The 15526-nt window shown below is 70.4% G+C and carries 13 protein-coding genes; 2 read left to right on the forward strand and 11 right to left on the reverse strand.

Features of this window, described 5'->3' with window-relative positions; translation table 11 throughout:
- Window positions 1-29 precede the first annotated feature (29 nt).
- The 5 genes from wecB to ABZV06_RS04490 form a co-directional block, all read right to left on the reverse strand.
- Window positions 30-1154, reverse strand: coding sequence for a UDP-N-acetylglucosamine 2-epimerase (non-hydrolyzing) (gene wecB / locus ABZV06_RS04470; RefSeq protein WP_355237955.1), 1125 nt, complete (start codon window positions 1152-1154; stop codon window positions 30-32).
- Window positions 1151-2389, reverse strand: coding sequence for a glycosyltransferase family 4 protein (locus ABZV06_RS04475; protein WP_355237958.1), 1239 nt, complete (start codon window positions 2387-2389; stop codon window positions 1151-1153). The genes wecB and ABZV06_RS04475 overlap by 4 nt, the downstream gene beginning before the upstream one ends.
- Window positions 2386-3513 carry an NAD-dependent epimerase/dehydratase family protein gene (locus tag ABZV06_RS04480; RefSeq protein WP_355237961.1) on the reverse strand — a complete coding sequence of 376 codons (1128 nt, stop codon included), beginning with the start codon at window positions 3511-3513 and terminating at the stop codon, window positions 2386-2388. Before ABZV06_RS04480 ends, ABZV06_RS04475 begins: the two co-directional genes overlap by 4 nt.
- Complete coding sequence (locus tag ABZV06_RS04485; protein ID WP_355237964.1) at window positions 3507-4547, reverse strand: SDR family NAD(P)-dependent oxidoreductase; 1041 nt, start codon at window positions 4545-4547, stop codon at window positions 3507-3509. Before ABZV06_RS04485 ends, ABZV06_RS04480 begins: the two co-directional genes overlap by 7 nt.
- 309 nt (window positions 4548-4856) lie before the next feature.
- A complete protein-coding gene (locus ABZV06_RS04490; protein ID WP_355237967.1) occupies window positions 4857-6212 on the reverse strand; it encodes an O-antigen ligase family protein in 1356 nt (451 codons plus the stop codon).
- Window positions 6213-6693: 481 nt separating this feature from the next.
- On the opposite strand from ABZV06_RS04490, the gene ABZV06_RS04495 reads away from it, so the two are divergent.
- The gene (locus ABZV06_RS04495) at window positions 6694-8001 is read left to right on the forward strand and encodes a hypothetical protein (protein ID WP_355618571.1); all 1308 of its coding nucleotides are present in this window, start codon (window positions 6694-6696) and stop codon (window positions 7999-8001) included.
- Here ABZV06_RS04495 and ABZV06_RS04500 read toward each other — a convergent pair.
- Both ABZV06_RS04500 and ABZV06_RS04505 read right to left on the reverse strand, forming a co-directional pair.
- Window positions 7939-9237: a glycosyltransferase family 4 protein gene (locus tag ABZV06_RS04500; RefSeq protein WP_355618574.1), complete on the reverse strand. Its 1299-nt coding sequence runs from the start codon at window positions 9235-9237 to the stop codon at window positions 7939-7941. The two genes, ABZV06_RS04495 and ABZV06_RS04500, sit on opposite strands and share 63 nt — an antisense overlap.
- Window positions 9234-10364, reverse strand: coding sequence for a glycosyltransferase family 4 protein (locus ABZV06_RS04505; protein ID WP_355618577.1), 1131 nt, complete (start codon window positions 10362-10364; stop codon window positions 9234-9236). Before ABZV06_RS04505 ends, ABZV06_RS04500 begins: the two co-directional genes overlap by 4 nt.
- Before the next feature lie 127 nt (window positions 10365-10491).
- Here ABZV06_RS04505 and ABZV06_RS04510 point away from each other — a divergent pair, with 127 nt between their 5' ends.
- Entirely contained in the window at window positions 10492-11730 is a 1239-nt protein-coding gene (locus tag ABZV06_RS04510) for a glycosyltransferase (protein ID WP_355237978.1), read from the forward strand.
- Between the two features lie 3 nt (window positions 11731-11733).
- On the opposite strand, the gene ABZV06_RS04515 is transcribed toward ABZV06_RS04510, so the two are convergent.
- The 4 genes from ABZV06_RS04515 to ABZV06_RS04530 form a co-directional block, all read right to left on the reverse strand.
- The gene (locus ABZV06_RS04515) at window positions 11734-12264 is read right to left on the reverse strand and encodes a DapH/DapD/GlmU-related protein (protein WP_355618707.1); all 531 of its coding nucleotides are present in this window, start codon (window positions 12262-12264) and stop codon (window positions 11734-11736) included.
- The gene (locus ABZV06_RS04520) at window positions 12233-13735 is read right to left on the reverse strand and encodes a lipopolysaccharide biosynthesis protein (protein WP_355618580.1); all 1503 of its coding nucleotides are present in this window, start codon (window positions 13733-13735) and stop codon (window positions 12233-12235) included. Before ABZV06_RS04520 ends, ABZV06_RS04515 begins: the two co-directional genes overlap by 32 nt.
- Window positions 13735-14682 (reverse strand): NAD-dependent epimerase/dehydratase family protein, encoded by a 948-nt coding sequence (locus ABZV06_RS04525; RefSeq protein WP_355618582.1) that lies wholly within the window; start codon window positions 14680-14682, stop codon window positions 13735-13737. Before ABZV06_RS04525 ends, ABZV06_RS04520 begins: the two co-directional genes overlap by 1 nt.
- Window positions 14683-14789: 107 nt before the next feature.
- Window positions 14790-15470, reverse strand: coding sequence for an acyltransferase (locus tag ABZV06_RS04530; protein WP_355237987.1), 681 nt, complete (start codon window positions 15468-15470; stop codon window positions 14790-14792).
- Between the last annotated feature and the right edge of the window lie 56 nt (window positions 15471-15526).

A 15526-nucleotide genomic window follows, 5' to 3' on the forward strand; every position in this document is an offset into this window, starting at 1 on the left:
CGGCGCTGCCCGGTTCGGCGCTGCCTGCTTCAGCGGCGGATGCCCGCCCAGTCGTGGTGCCGGCGGACGGTGGAGAGGATGAAGTCGACGACCCGCCGGGAGGTGTCCGGCACCTGGTAGTCGACCGGGCAGGGAACCCCCTGCGCGGCCACCTGGGCCACCGTCACCTCGACCGCCTCGACCACGCCCTGCGGGTCGAGACCCGTCATGATGATGCCGCCGGCGTCGAGAGCCTCCGGCCGTTCGATCGACTCGCGCAACGTCACCGCGGGGAAGCCGAGGATGGCCGCCTCCTCGCTGACGGTCCCGCTGTCCGACAGGGTGCAGTACGCCATGGTCTGCAGGTGCACGTAGTCGAGCAGACCGAACGGCTCGTGGAAGGCGATGCCGTCCAGCGCGGTGGCGTCCGGGGCCAGCGCCTCCAGCCGCTTGCGGGTACGTGGGTGGGTGGAGACCAGCACCGGCAATCCCCATCGGTCCCGCACCGCGACCAGGCAGTCCAGCAGCCGGCGGAGCCGGTCGGGGCGGTCCACGTTCTCCTCCCGGTGCGCGCTGACCAGGAAGTACCCGCCCGGACCCAGTTCCATCTGCCGGAGGATGGTCGAGCCGGCGATCGATGTCCGGTAATGCTCCAGCACCTCCCGCATCGGCGACCCGGTGTGCAGGATGCGGCGCGGGTGCAGACCCTCGGCGAGCAGATTGCGCCGGGCGTGTTCGGTGTAGACGAGGTTGAAGTCGGCCACGTGGTCGACCAGCCGGCGGTTGGTCTCCTCCGGCACGTTCAGGTCGAAGCAGCGGTTCCCGGCCTCCATGTGATACACCGGCACCCGCATCCGCCTCGCCATCAGCGCGGCGATGCAACTGTTGGTGTCGCCCAGCACCAGCAGCGCGTCCGGGCGCAGCTCGGCGATCGCCTGCTCCATGCCGACCAGCACACCCCCGAGGACCCGGCCGAGCGACGAGGTGTCGACCTCCAGGAACCGGTCGGGCTGGCGCAGCCGCAGCTCGGTGAAGAACACGTCGGACAACGTCGGGTCCCAGTTCTGGCCGGTGTGGACCAGAACGTGGTCGACCGTGTCGTCGAGCCGGGCGAGCACCCGGGACAGCCGAATGATCTCCGGTCGGGTTCCGACCACCGTCATGATCCTGGTCATGCCCGTCCTCTCTGCGCAGCAACCTTGGTCAGGATGTCCTCGAACTGGTCGACGCCCACCCGCAGCGACATCCGCTCCTGGTAGGTGTGTCGGGCCCGGCGGCCCATCTCGCGACGCGCGTCGGTAGGCATGTCGGCTGCCGCCACGAACTGGTCGGCGAGCGCCCGCCAGTCCTCCGGTGGGCAGACGAGACCGAGCCCGGCCGAGCGGACGAGGGCCGCGGTGTCGCCGCCCGCCGCCGCGATCACCGGAATGCCACAGGCCAACGCGGCCTGGAGCTTCGACGGGACGGCGGCCCGCAGGGCGGGCACGTCCCGCAGGCACACCAACTGCCAGTCCGCCGCCGCGGACAGCTGCGCCATCTGATCGGGCGGGTGTCGACCGACGAACCGCACATTGTCGGCGCCCAGGTCGGCCGCGAGCCGACGGGCCGCGTCCTCGCCCGCGCCGGAACCGACAAGCACCAGGTCCAACCGGTCCCGGGCGGAGGCCGCCGCCCGGATGGCCGTGTCCAGGCCCTGCAGGAGCCCGAGGTTGCCGGCGAACATCACGGTGCACCGTCCGCGATGACCCAGCACCGCGCGGGCCTCGGCGGTGACCGGCACCGGCCGGAACAGGGCGTCGTCGGTCCAGTTCCAGACCACGCGCACCCGGTCCGGGTCGGCGCCTCCCGCCACCACCCGCTCGGCCATCGTCGGGGAGATCACCACGATGGTGTCCGCCAACCGGTACGTCGCACGCATCAGCGCGCCGACGGCCCCCTCCAGCGAGCGACCGGCCCGGCCGGTGGGTGCCATGCCGGAATGCGTCACCGAATCGGGCCACAGGTCCTGCACGTGCAGCACGATCGGTGTCCGCCGGGCGGCGCGCAGCAACGCCGCGGCGGCGACGGCCGTGGGCGGTGGGTGGTAGACGTACGTGACGTCGACGTCGGCGAGCCACCGTGCCCCGGGCAACGCGCTGCTGGCACCGAACGACAGGAGACTCAACGCCCGGCGCAGGGCGGAGGCGTCATGACTCGGATAGGCCGGAACCCGCCGGACCGCCACCGGCCCCTCGGTCTCCCGATACCCCCACCGCTGCCGCCAGCCGGGGTAGGTCCGGCCGTACGGGTAGCTCGGAAAGGTGGTGAGCACCCGGACCTGGTGGCCCCGGCCGGCGAGCCCGCTCGCCAGGTTGCCGGGGATGAACGCCCCCTCGGGGGGATACCACTGGCTGATCAGGCCAACCTTCACGCGCCGACCGCCACCGGCGCCGTCCGGGTCGCCTCCACCGGCTCAGGCCAGGTGTCCGGTCGGTCCGGATCGAACAGTTCGTTGGTCCAGAACATCGTCACCAGGTCGTCCGAGCCGGTGTTGACCAGCTTGTGCACCCACATCGTGGGCATGTCCACCAGCACCGGCTCGTCGCCGCTGACCGGGAACCGCAGCACCTCGGTGTCGTCCACCCGGCGCAGACTGATCTCGGCCGAGCCGCGCAGCACCACGAACCGTTCCACCTTCGCCAGGTGGAAGTGCTCACCTCGGGTGATGCCGGGGCGGGTGGTGGAGCAGAACGTCTGGCCGGCGCCGCCGTGCGCCTTGACCGTCTCGACCAGCTCGCCCCGGGCGTCGGCCCGGCGGGGCAGCGCGAGCGGATAGTGCGCCGGGAAGCAGTGCGACCGGTAGGTGTTGAACAGCCGCACGTCGTGCCGGCTCACCAGGGACGGGAACTCCCCGGTCCGGTACGTCGCGGCCATCCCGGTCAGCAGGCTGGCCAGAGCCTGCACGCCGATCCGCACCGGCGGCATGGCCGGATCCCACGAGCCGCCGGCCGGTACACCGATGAGCCGCGCGGCCGCGTCGGTGACGTGCACGAGGCTCAACTCGCGGTCGGCGTGCACCTCTGGCCGGCCGCCCTCGGCGAGCACCCGGCAGAACGTCGCCACGGCCGAGTTGTAGTACGGACGTCCGTGTTCGCCGTACAGATTCGGCAGCAACACGTCGTCGACCTCGATGCCGGTGGCCGCCAGCACCCGCGCGGCGGTGGCTTTGGCATCGCCGTACGGGGTGCCGTTGCCGGCCTGCACGGAGTTCGCGTAGACAACCCGTGCCGGCGGGTTCGCACACCGCTTGAGACCTTCGGCGAGCTGCGCGGCGAGTTGGACGTTCCCGGCCGCGACATCGGCCGGCTCGCCCCGGTTGACGCCGGCCAGGTGCAGCACACGGTCCACCCCGGCCACCTTGGCGGCGACCACGCCGGGATCGGTGAGGTCGGCCCGGGTGAGCACGACCGGTTCCGGCCAGCCCAGCGCCCGCAGCAGCACCCGCACGTGCCAGCCGAGGAATCCTCCGGCACCGGTGACGGCGAGCCTCAGCACGCCAGCACCGGGTCCCGCAGCGCCAGCTCCGCGCGTACCTCGGGCAGCGTCTTCAACAGCGCGATGATCTCGGGTACGCCGAGCTGCGGCGCGTTGGCCGAGTTGAAGTCCTCGCTCGGCCCGCCGCCGAGGTCACCCTCGGAGACGTACAGCGCGTAGTTGAGGTCGCGGGCGTCCAGCGGCACCCGGAGGAAGTCGCCGAAATCCTCGGCCTGGGCGAGTTCCTCCCTGCTGGCGAGCGTTTCGGCCTGTTTCTCTCCGTGTCGCACGCCGATCACGTCGAGCTTGGTGGGCACGTCGAAGAGCTGACACACCGCCTCGGCCAGGTCGCCGACCGTGCAGGCGGCGGCCTTGCGGATGAAGATGTCACCGGGTCGCGCGTGGTGGAAGGCGTGCTCGACCAGCTCGACCGAGTCGGCGAGCGACATCAGGAACCGGGTCATCCCCACGTCGGTCACGGTCGGCGCCCGGCCGGCCTTGATCTGCTCGACGAACAGCGGGATCACCGATCCACGCGAGTACATGACATTGCCGTACCGGACGCAGGAGACGGTGGTCGAGCTGTTCGGGTTGTTCCGGGCGTGCGCCTGGGCGACCTTCTCCATCAGCGCCTTGCTCATGCCCATCGCGTTGACCGGGTAGACGGCCTTGTCCGTGCTGAGCACGACGACCGATCCGACGCCGTTGCGCTCGGCGGCCTCGATGACGTTGGCGCTGCCCAGCACGTTGGTCCGGACGGCCTCCAGCGGGAAGAACTCACACGACGGCACCTGCTTGAGGGCTGCCGCGTGGAAGACGTAGTCGATGCCCCGGCTGGCCTTGAGCACCGAGTCGTAGTCGCGCACGTCCCCGACGTAGTAGCGGACCCGCTCGTCGCCGAGCAGCCGACGCATGGCGTCCTGTTTGGCCTCGTCCCGGCTCAGCACCCGGACCTCACCGGCACCACGGTCGAGGAGCCGGCGCACCATGGTCTGGCCGAAGGAACCCGTACCGCCGGTGATGAGAACACGGCGTCCGGTGGTTGCGAAATTCATTGATTCTCCCGTGTCGTCGCTGCGCCGGTCCGCAACCCGACGACTCGACGAGAGAGTCACGGGGCGCCCGCGCACCCGTCCCGGAGCAAGGGCCAAATCGGCCAGTTTCAGCATCCGGGATAACGAGAGGCGACCTCCACAGATACGCTCTCCGTCGCGATTCGACCGCAAGGCATTACCAGCAGCGAATCGATCCGGACGTCCAATGTGAATCGGGCACTCTATCGTGGCGCAGGCCAAGACGAATTGCGTTCGCGGACTGGAGCCCACCGCGTTTCCGATCGATTCGGAAACCTCTCGCACCCAGCGTCACGACGAGCCAGCGCGGACGGGGAAGATCGAAGTGGGCGAAGAGATTACGGGCGGCACGTCCTCGTCGGCCCGGTGCCGTCCGGCCATCTTTCCCGACCTCGGCAGTATCGACGTTCCCTTGGCCGCCCACCGCCACGTCCCTGGTGACAACCGCGACCACAGCGCCGCGACCAACCAACCGGCGGGAGACAGTTCCCAGTGACCGGACAGGAGGATCGGCAGCCACGCCAGGACCAACACGCCGGCGAGACATTTGCCGACCGTGCCCGAGCCCGCCGGCCCGATCAGCACCGCCACCCCGAGCGCGGCGAACAGCGCCAGCCCGACAGCACCCAGCTCCACGGCGATGGTCAACGGGACGCTGTGCGCTCCGATGCCGGTAACGGTCGGGAACATGCCCGGCCCGATGCCCGTCCAGATGTGCCCCTCCCACACCTGCCGGGCCAGCGCCCACAGATAGAGCCGCCCCGACATGTTGTCGTCCCTGCGGGCGAAGAACTCCTGCAACCACAGCAGCCGCGAGTCCCCGTACACCCCGAAAGGGATGGCGATGAGCAGGGCCGGAGCCGCTACCGCGATCGAGGTCCACGCGACCCGGGGCGCGGCCCGAGCCGCGAGCAGATATCCACCGACCAACACGAGGGCCATGAGCGCGCCCCGGGTGCCGTTCCACACCACCGCGTAGGCCAGCAGCGGGATCGCGGCCAGCACGGCGAGCCGCAGCCGCCGGGACAGCCCACCCGCCCGCGCCACCGCGACCGCTACCACCACCCCGGTGACCAGCGAATAGGCTGTGTAGTTCGGGTTCACCGCGCCGATCCCGACGCGGATCAGTGCCGGGTCGATCGTGGGGTCGACCCCCCGAGCGCTGCTCACCACCTCGACGGCCGCCCACACGCACCCGCCGAGGTAGGCGCAGCCCACCAACGCGAAATGCGAGGCGTTGGTCACCGCTCCCCGCGCCGCGACGAACAGCGTGCACATCCCCCAGTACGCCCACAGGGCGTTGGCAGACGACGGCACCCCGGTCACGCTGATTGCCGCGGCGCTCGCCCAGACGGCCAACACGACCGCGAGGAGATCCGGCCACCCGAGACAGCGCCACGCCGACGGCACGATCAGCAGCAGTGCCATCAACACATACCGCCCCTGCACGGTGGCCGGCGCCACCGGAGCCACTGCGGCGAGCACGCACACGAGGACCAGCCCCAGCCCGCCCCACAGGTTCACCGCCGGCAACTGATGGTCCCGACGGTAGCCGAGCTGCGCCCCCATGGTCCGCACCATGCCGTTGCGTCCCCTCTTCAAGGCGGCCCTGTCCCGCTCCTGCGGCCCGACCGATACCCCCTTCATCGCCCAACGCGACCGGGAGCCGCCGGGAAACTGTTGGACTGCACCCAATATCGGCAACTTTGGAGCCAGCTACGAGACGGTCGACGTCGTAGGCGCTGTGGAGAGCCGCCATGCGCGCGACCGGCATTCGCGAAAGCTGCCAGATATCGTTTCGGCCACTGATATAAAACCCTCAACACTTGTGACACCACCATCGGGAATGCCCCGCCCGCGACCTGACCTGCTCGCACGGCGACAGACCTCTGGTCGATCCACGTGTCGACCCGGCGGACCAGATCGGGGACGAGTGGAACCAGCCCGGCCGGGAGGCACCCGGCGGATCGGGAATTGACGCGGGAGCACCAGCCGGATGACCACGACAGCACCGAGCACCACACGTTGGAACGCACCTGCGCCCGTTCCCACGGAGCCCGTTCACCACCAGGGACCCTTTCGCCATTCGTCGCGCGCCTGGTTGCCACTGATACTGGCCGTCGGCTGGATGCTGGGGACATTCGGCTTCTTCTGGGCCGGGGCGCTGGCGCAACAGGTCCCGAACCCGGCCAAGCTGTGCCTGTTCGTGTTCAGCGCCACCGGCGCCTTCGCCGCCGGTTACGCCGCGCAGCTCTACCGCCGCGGTACACCTCGACGATCCGGCGGCGCGACGAGGTCGACCGACATCCGGCGGATCCGCAGGCTCGTCCTGGCCGGCGGGATCTACCACGTCGCGCTCGGCGTCGCCCTGCTGCTCGAATACGGGGCGACCGGCCCCGGCAGCATCCTCGCCAGTCTGCAGAACCCCGCGGCGGCCTACCTGAACAAGTTCACGGTCTACCAGCAGCAGCAGGACAGCGGGCGCACGAATCCGGCCATCCAGGTTCTCACTCTGCTCGGCGTGCTGGGTACGGTGCTCGTCCCACTGCTTGTCGTCCACTGGCGGCGGTTGTCCAGCGGCCTGCGAGCCGCCGGCATCGCGGGCGTCGGTGTCTACAGCCTCTTCTTCCTCTATATCGGCACCCTCAAAGGGCTCGGCGACGTCGTGCTCATGATGGCGGCCAGCCTGCTCATCGGCGCCTCGCGTGGGCCGGGCCGGCTCGGCCGGACGAAGAAGCGTCGACGCGCGACAGTGCTGGTGGCGGTCGTCGTGGCCCTCTTCTGCGCCTATCTGGTCAGCAACCAGGCCGATCGGGTGGACCAGTTCGGCACCCAGGACCGTGTCCGTGCCAACCCGACAGTGGAGCGGATCGTCGGCGAGCATGCCGCGACCGGAGTGGCCGCTCTGATGATCTATCCGACCCACGGCTATCTCGGTCTCGCGTACAACCTCGACACACCGTTCGTCTGGTCGCACGGTCTCGGCAGCACCCCGGCCGTCACCTCGTACGGCACCCAGTATTTCGGGGTCGACGCGGACCGGTATCCGGCCTATCCCACGCGTACCGAGGCCCGGACGGGATGGCCGGCGGGTATGTACTGGTCGACGATCTATCCCTGGCTGGCCTCTGACCTCACGTTCCCGGGGACCGTCCTGTTCATGGCGTTGCTGGGCTGGTTCTTCGCCGGGCTCTGGCGTGCGGTCAACCTCGCTGGCGGCATCCTGCCGACCCTGCTCTTCGTGCAGATGTGCCTGCTCGTCACGTACATCCCGGCGAACAATCAGCTCGGCATGTCCCGCCCGGGGATGATCGGTCTCGCCACCCTGCTGATGCTGTACCTGTGGAACGCCCTGACGAACGGCGCGGGCGATTCACGGCCGCCCGAGGTGCAGCGGCGAGCTGCGCCCCTGCTCGGCGGTGTCCACATCCCCTGATTGGGCGACCGACAGGCCGGCCAGGAACGACCGGATGCGTCGGCCCTGCGGTTCCGGACCGCGGGTCTCCCGCACGAAGGCGGCACCGGCAGCGCCGAGGGCGGCTCTCTCCCCGGGAGGCATCGCCAGCAGGTGCCGCAGCGCGTCGCACAGCCCGTCGGCCGTGTCCGTCTCCGCGAAGCGCAGGTACGGCTCGTAGTCGGGCGGGATGCCCGGCAACCGTGTGGTCACCACGGGAACGCCGGTGGACAGGTACTCGATGAGCTTCGACGGGAACGAGTAGCGGACGAACGTCTGATCCACCGGTCGCGGGTTCACCAGCACCGACGCGCCGGCGAGGCGTTGCACCAGCTCGGCGCGGTCCAGCAGCTCCGGCGGGGAGATCCGCGGATCGACCTCCGCCTGCGTCCGCGCCCACTCCTCCAGCTCGCCCCGCCCGAACAGGAGCAGGCGCAGGTCCGGGTCAGCCATACCGCGAAACGCCTCGACGAGACGGTCCACACCGTACGCGCGGGTCAGCCCACCGGCGTAGACGATGTCGCGGGTGGCGGTGTCCGGTCGGGTCGGGACGGCAGCGGGTCCGCCAGGTGACGCCCCGGCGGCGGGTGGATCGCAGATCCCCTCCATGACCAGGCGGGGAATCGATGGCGCGAAATCCTCGCCAAGTGCCGCAGTGAGCACCACGACGCCGGAGGAGCGACGCAGCGCCATCCGGACCAGCGCGTGATCCAGCCGGCGCAGCGCGCGGACGATCCGCCCGTCGGAGGGGAGAACCACACCGGGAGGATCGGTCAGCACCGGCACCACCCGTGCCGTGCCGCGCCGCGCGACCAGGACACCGAACCACAGGAACGGCGTGTGGACGCCGTGGATGAGCAGGACGTCGTCGCCGTGCCGGCGCAACGTCCGCGACCCGGCGCGTACGGCGGCAACGAACCGGGTCAGGTGCTTCAGGCCGAGCAGATTGACGAAGCCGAGCAGTTCCCCGTGCACGCCGTCCTGCTGGAACTGCCCCGAGCGGAAGTGGATCTGCCGGTTGCGCGGGAACGTCGATGCGGGTGCCGCGGAGAGCAGACGTACCGGACAGCCCGCCGCGCGGAGGCTCCGCACCAGGGCCCAGGCGAACGTGTGCGTCTGGGTGGGCAGGACGACATCGCGCGCCACGATCTCTCGGAGCACGTCGTCGGCGACCGTGAAGCCGAGCAGCAGTACGCGGGGGCAGTGCTCGTCGGTCACGCCGCTCCTCGCAGGATGCGCTGGTAGACGTCGTCGAGGGACCGGAGCATCACCGGCAGGCTGTACGCGTCGTGCACCACCTTGCGGCCCGTCTCCCCCAGGTGCCGACGTTCGGCGGCGTCGTCGAGCAACGGCTCGAGGGCGGCGGCGAACGCGACCGGGTCTCCCGCCGGCACGAGATGACCGCCACCCTGGCGCAGCACCTCGACGTTGCCGCCGACGGCGGAGGCCACGACGGGCAGCCCGTGGGCCATCGCCTCCAGCAGCGCGTTGGACAGGTTCTCGTGCAGGGTGGGAAAGACGAAGATGTCGGCGGCCGAGAGAAGATCCGGCACGTCGAGCCGACTGCCGAGCAGCCGCACCTCGATGTCGTGGACACCGGTCAGGGCTTCGGTGATTCCCGCGCGGTCCGGTCCGTCACCGGCGACCAGCAGCACCCGGCGGCGCGGTGGCGGCGGCAGTCGCCGCAGCGCGTCGGCCAGCACCCCGAAGCCCTTGTCCCAGTTCAGCCGCGCTACCGCGATCATGACCACGTCCTCGTGGCCCAGGCCGAGGGCGGCACGTCGAGTGCTCCGCACGCTGCCCACGTCGGCGGGTAGTGGAACCCCGTTGGGGATCACGCCGACGAACCTGCCGGCATGTGCCCGCACGAAGTCCCGGCCGGCGGCGTACTCGCACACCGTGGCGACGTGGCTGGCCATCCGCAGAGTGGCCGGTTCCGCGCCACCGGCCAACAGCGCTCTACGCCAACTGCGGCCGGTGTGCCTCAGGTCCCGCACGGTGCCGTGCACGGTGACCAGGATTCTGGGACAGCCGGCCAACCGGGCGGCGAGCACGCCGTGAAAACCCTCGTTCTGCAGGCCGCGCACGTGCACCAGATCGGGTCGCACCCGCCGCAGGAGTCGGACCCATTCGCGCAACAACGGCACGTTGAGACCGCCGTTGCCGCCGACCTGATGCATGCGGACGAACTCGTACCGCTCGCCGAGGGCGGAATCCAGCACCCGCCCCACGGCGGTCAGTGGCCCGTTGGCGCCGGGCGTGCCGGCCGAGTGCTGCACGACGACCGGCCGTGCGCGCACCGGTGGAGCGCTCGGACCGTGGTCGTCCCGGCGAACTGGCTGCACTGACACTCCATCGTCGACCGTGGGCCACCGACGGCGCGCCCTGATCCCCGGTAACCGCATCGGTGCGTACAGTAACACCGGCAATAGCCGTCAAACGTTTGAGACACGCTTTATACGAACGGAACGCATGAAAAGCGACGAGACCCTCACCTCTCCAGCTCGGTCGTCGATCGCCCCGGGCGAGCCGGCGCCACGAGTGGTCATGGTGGCGGCGTACCGGTTCCCGCACGGTGACGCCATGTCGAACCGGCTGCTCCAACTGGCCCGCTCCGCGACTCCCCCGGGCGCGACGACCGTGATCGTGAACGACTGGCCCGGCACCGAACGCCCACCCGAGCCGGTCACCCTGCCACCCGAACTGCGACTGATCACGCTGTTCGCCGCCGACGGGGGCGGGAGACTCCGGCGCTGGGCGCGCCGGCAGAGCCGCCCGCTTCGCGTGCTCAGAGCCCTGCGTCAGGCGGGGGTACCCACCGGTGAGGTCACCGGCATCTGCCTCCCGCTGGGCTTGTGGAACCTGAGCACCTGGATCGTGTTGCGGCTGACGATGCGCTGTCCGTTGACCGTGGACGTGCTCGAACGGCACGAGCCCGGACAGTTCCGCCACGGACGCCTGACGCCCTACTTCATCCGGCACCGGTGGCACTCCCTGCTCGCGGAACGGTTGGCGGATCGGGTCATCGCGATCTCCACGACGCTGCAACGACGCCTCGCCCGGCCGAACCGCCCCATCCTGGTGGTGCCGCCCCAGGTCGACTGCGCCGATTATCACGAACCCGCCCCGCCGTCGCTGAGGGACGGTCTGCGGTTGCTGTACGCCGGCACCGCAGGGCCCAAGGACCGCCTCGCCGCGGTGCTGGAGGGCATTCGCCGGCTGCCGGAACCTGAGCGTCAGCGGGTGCGGCTGACCGTGGCCGGGATGACCCAGGAGCAGGCCGCCGCCATGTCCGACCTGGACGATACGGTCGTGGCGGACCTCACCGACCAGATCGTCTTCCTGGGCCGGGTGTCGCGCGACCGCGTTCTGGCGGAGTTGCGCACGGCGCACTACTCGGTGCTGGTCCGACCCACCGGGGGCTACGCCGATGCGGGCTTCCCGTCGAAGGTGCCCGAGAGCCTGGCCGCCGGCTGCCCGGTCCTGCTCAACCACACCAGTGACCTGGCGACGTACATCGACGACGGGTGGCAGGGCATCGTGCTGGCCGGGCCCGACGCGGACGACGTCCGGGACGGCCTCCGGCGGGCGCTCAGCCTCGACGACGCGCAGTGGTGGCAGATGAGCCGCCGCGCCCGGGAGCGGGCGTCGGCGTTCGACTACCGCGCCTGGAGGCCCACGGTCAGCGCGTTCGTGGCCGGCCGCCCCTGACGTCTAGGACCTCGACACTCCGTAGATCTCGCGGATCACAGCGGCCTTCTCCTGCGCAGGCAGGTGGCCGCAGCCGAGCGACTTGGCCCTCATCGCTGTGAGGTACTCGTCGGTGGTGCGCAGAACGCGCGCGGGCACGCCAGCGGCGACGCTCCCGTCTGGAACGTCACGGGTGACGACGGAGCCGGCTCCGATGATGCATCGATTCCCGATCCGGACCCCCGGCATGATGATCGACCGGACACCGATGTAGACATCGTCGCCGACACTGATCGGCGCGGTCCACTCGAGATCCGGATATTCCCGGCGCAGGATGAGGGTGCCGCCGTCATGCGTGAGGAACTGCACGCCGGCCGTGATGTAGACGTTGTCGCCCAGTGTGATCAGCCAGGGCTCGGAGCCGAACATGCTCCGGTTGACGCCGTAGAAACGTACGCGCCCGCGTAGGTTCACCCCGATCGAGCGCGCGAACTCTTCCGGGTCGCGGGCCGCCGCTCGGCGATCACGCAGGGCAGCGAGGATGCTGCGCACCATCATGCTCCATCTCAGGTGAAGTGGACGATCTCGCGGAAACTCCCGCCAACGCCTTCCGGTAACCGACGATGGCGGCGGGGAGCACGGTCACCCCGTACGACAGCGCCGAGGCGAATGCGACACCGGAGAGGCCTTCGCTGCCCGCCAGCAGGATCTTCAGCGGTACGGCGACAGTCAGGCAGGCCACCCAACCGAGGAACTGCGGCCCCAGCAGCCCGACGCTGTTCTGCACCATGAAGAGCGGCGACGCGACGGCGACGCAGACCGACCACACGGCGAGCGCGACGAACAGCGGGATCGGCACCCGCGCGAGGTCGTCGGACCGTACCCAGATCCGCAGGATGTCGTTGCCACCCACCACGAGGCACAGCGCGGGCAGCGCCACCCCCGCGGCGGACAGGACGACCATCCGTCGGGTGCTGCGCCGGACCCAGCTCACGTCGCCCCGGGCGAGAGCTTCTCCATTGGCCGGCCAGAGCGGCAGGTTGACCAGAGTGACGAACAACGCCAGCACGGCGAACATCCGCAGGATCACCGCGTAGTTCGCGGCCGCGTGCAGACCGAGCACCCGGCCGACGAGGAAGCCGTCGATGTTGAGGGCGAGGGAGGTGAGCACGGAGAGCCCGAAGAACCGGGACCCCAACCTCAGGAGGCCCCGCACCTTCGTGGCGCGTACGTCCCTGCGGCGCGGTCGGAGGTCGGGCTGCTGCCAGCCGAAGAACCAGACGGAGTTGGCCAGGCTCATCAGGGGCACGGCAAGCACCGCGGCCGCGATCACCAGGACCGGGTCGGCGTTCGCGGCGGCGGCGACCACCACCAGGCCCGCCGAGATCAGGCTCCCGGCCGCCTGCCAGAGGTTGCTCGCCCCGACCTGCTGGTGGGCGTACTGCACCCGCTGGATGAGGGCCAGCGGAATGTTGACGAGGAAGGCGCCGAAACAGAGCAGCACGACCACTCGGGCGTCCCGGGCGACCGCCGGGTCCGCGACGTTCAGCAGCGCCGGCCAGGCCACCAGCCGGATGGTCGCCACCAGCACCAGCACCAGCGTCACCGCCAGGGAGCCGAGCAGGGCGTACGCGCTCGCGATCTCCCGGGCCGCCGCGCCGCGATCGCCTGTGGCGTAGAGCCGGGAGAGCCGGGTGAGCAGGCCGTTTCCGAGGCCGAAGTCGGCGAACAACGCCATCGCGGTCAGTGAGGTGATCGCCATCCACATGCCGTACCGCTCGGGGCCGAGATAGCGGAAGGCGATCGGGGTGATCAGCAGTGGCGCGACCAGGCCGACGGCCTTGCCGGCGAGTGACGAGGCGATGCCGGCGACCAGTGCCCGGCCACGCGAGCGCCGCGCCACCGACAGGTCGTCCTCGCCCACCGCCGACTCCGCCGTCGCGGCCTGTGCCGTCGACGCGGTGTCCACGGGCGTGTCGACCAGGGCAGGTGCGGCCGCCCCGGCCTCCGGGGGCCGGTCGAGCATCAGGCGGGCTGCTTCAACACATGCGCCTCGAACCATTCGACGGTGGCGCGCAGGCCGTCGATCCGGGGAGTCGGCACCACGTCGGGAAAGAGCGAGCGGAGCACCCGGTTGTCGGCCTCGGAGTGGCGGACGTCCCCGGTACGTGGCTCCACGTGCCGCCGGGCGATCGGGCGACCGATGATCTGCTCCAACTCGGACACCACCGTGTGCAGCTCGGCCCGGGCGCCGAAGGCCAGATTGACCGGCTGAGGATGGGAGACCGAGCGCTCCACCGCGTCGAGCAGCACCGCGCAGACCGTCTCGACATAGGTGAAGTCGCGGGACTGCCGACCGTCGCCGTGCAGCTCGACAGGTTCACCGCGCAGTGCCGCGTAGACGAAACGGGGTACGACGGCCGCGTAGCCGTGGTCGTGCCGTTGGGCGGGGCCAAAGACGTTGAAGAACCGGAACGCGAGGGTGGGAAGGCCGAAGGACGACTGGTACGCCAGCGCGTAGGCCTCGGTGGCGAGTTTGCTGACCGCGTACGGACTGAGCGGGCGGGTCCAGGCGAGCTCGGTCTTGGGCAGCACCGGGTTCGCGCCGTAGACCGAGGAGGACGAGGCGACGACGACGTGGCCCACCTCGTGACGGCGCGCGGCCTCCAGCACCCGCAGCGTGCCGGTGGCGTTGGCATGGTGCGACGCGATCGGGTCACGCAGCGAACGCGGCACGCTGGGCAGCGCCGCCAGGTGCACCACCGCGTCCCGGCCGACCATCGCCCGGTCCAAGGCCTCGTCGTCGAGCATCGAGCCCGGGATCGTGTCGACGTCGAGGCCGTCGAGATTGCTCATCTGCCCCGTTGCGAGATCATCGAGGATCCGGATGTCGGTGACGCTGCGGCGCAGGATCGCGGCACGGGCCAGGTTGGACCCGATGAAGCCCGCGCCGCCGGTGATGAGTAGTCGCATGCGTTCGCCTCCGCGATCCATGGAGTGGTCACCCGTTCCAACGAGCATCCACAGCGACCGTCACGTTTCGTCATCGGGCGACTACAAGCCGACATTGGCCCCGACCCTCAGTGCAGGGCAGCTGCGGTCGAGTTCGTTCGCGGCTCGGCCCCGGGCAGGCCCCGCAGGGCCGTCAGATCCGCCGGCGTCAGTCGGCGTTCCGGTGGATAGAGCAGTTGCTCGTGGGAAATGATCGTCTCCACGGGCCAGCGCAACCGGATCACGCGGGCCGGGTTGCCGGCGGCGACCGCGTAGGCCGGCACCGGGCGGGTCACCACGGCGCCGGCCCCGATCACCGCACCACGACCGATCGTGACGCCGTGCAGGATGACGGCGCGGGTGCCGACCCAGACGTCGTCACCAATCGTCACCCCCCGGTCGAGGTCGCCGTCGGCGTGCCCCTTCTCGACGGCGACCATCGGCACGCCGACGCGGTCGATCCGGTGGTTGCCACCCCGGATGGTCACCTCCGGGCCGAACATGACGTTGTCACCGATCCGGATCCGGGATCGAGCAGCCATGAGGATCGGACGGTGCCCGAGATCGACGTTGTGGCCCACCTCGATCGTCTCGTAGGTGTAGACGCCGTCCGGGTCGAAGGCGAAGTTGTCCCCGTGGGCGGCGAACCGACCGGCGTTCGCCACACCCCGGACGGCCCTGCGGGCCCGGGACCCGGTGGTCCAGACCAGATCCAGGAGCCGGGCGAAGCCCACGAGCACGCGCCCCGGGCCGCGCGAGGACACGCGCATCAGGCGCCACACCGCCCTGCGCCAATCAAGCCCTGCGAGGCCACACCAAGGACCTG

Source organism: Micromonospora sp. NPDC005172, from assembly GCF_040608555.1.
Taxonomy (GTDB): Bacteria; Actinomycetota; Actinomycetes; order Mycobacteriales; family Micromonosporaceae; genus Micromonospora.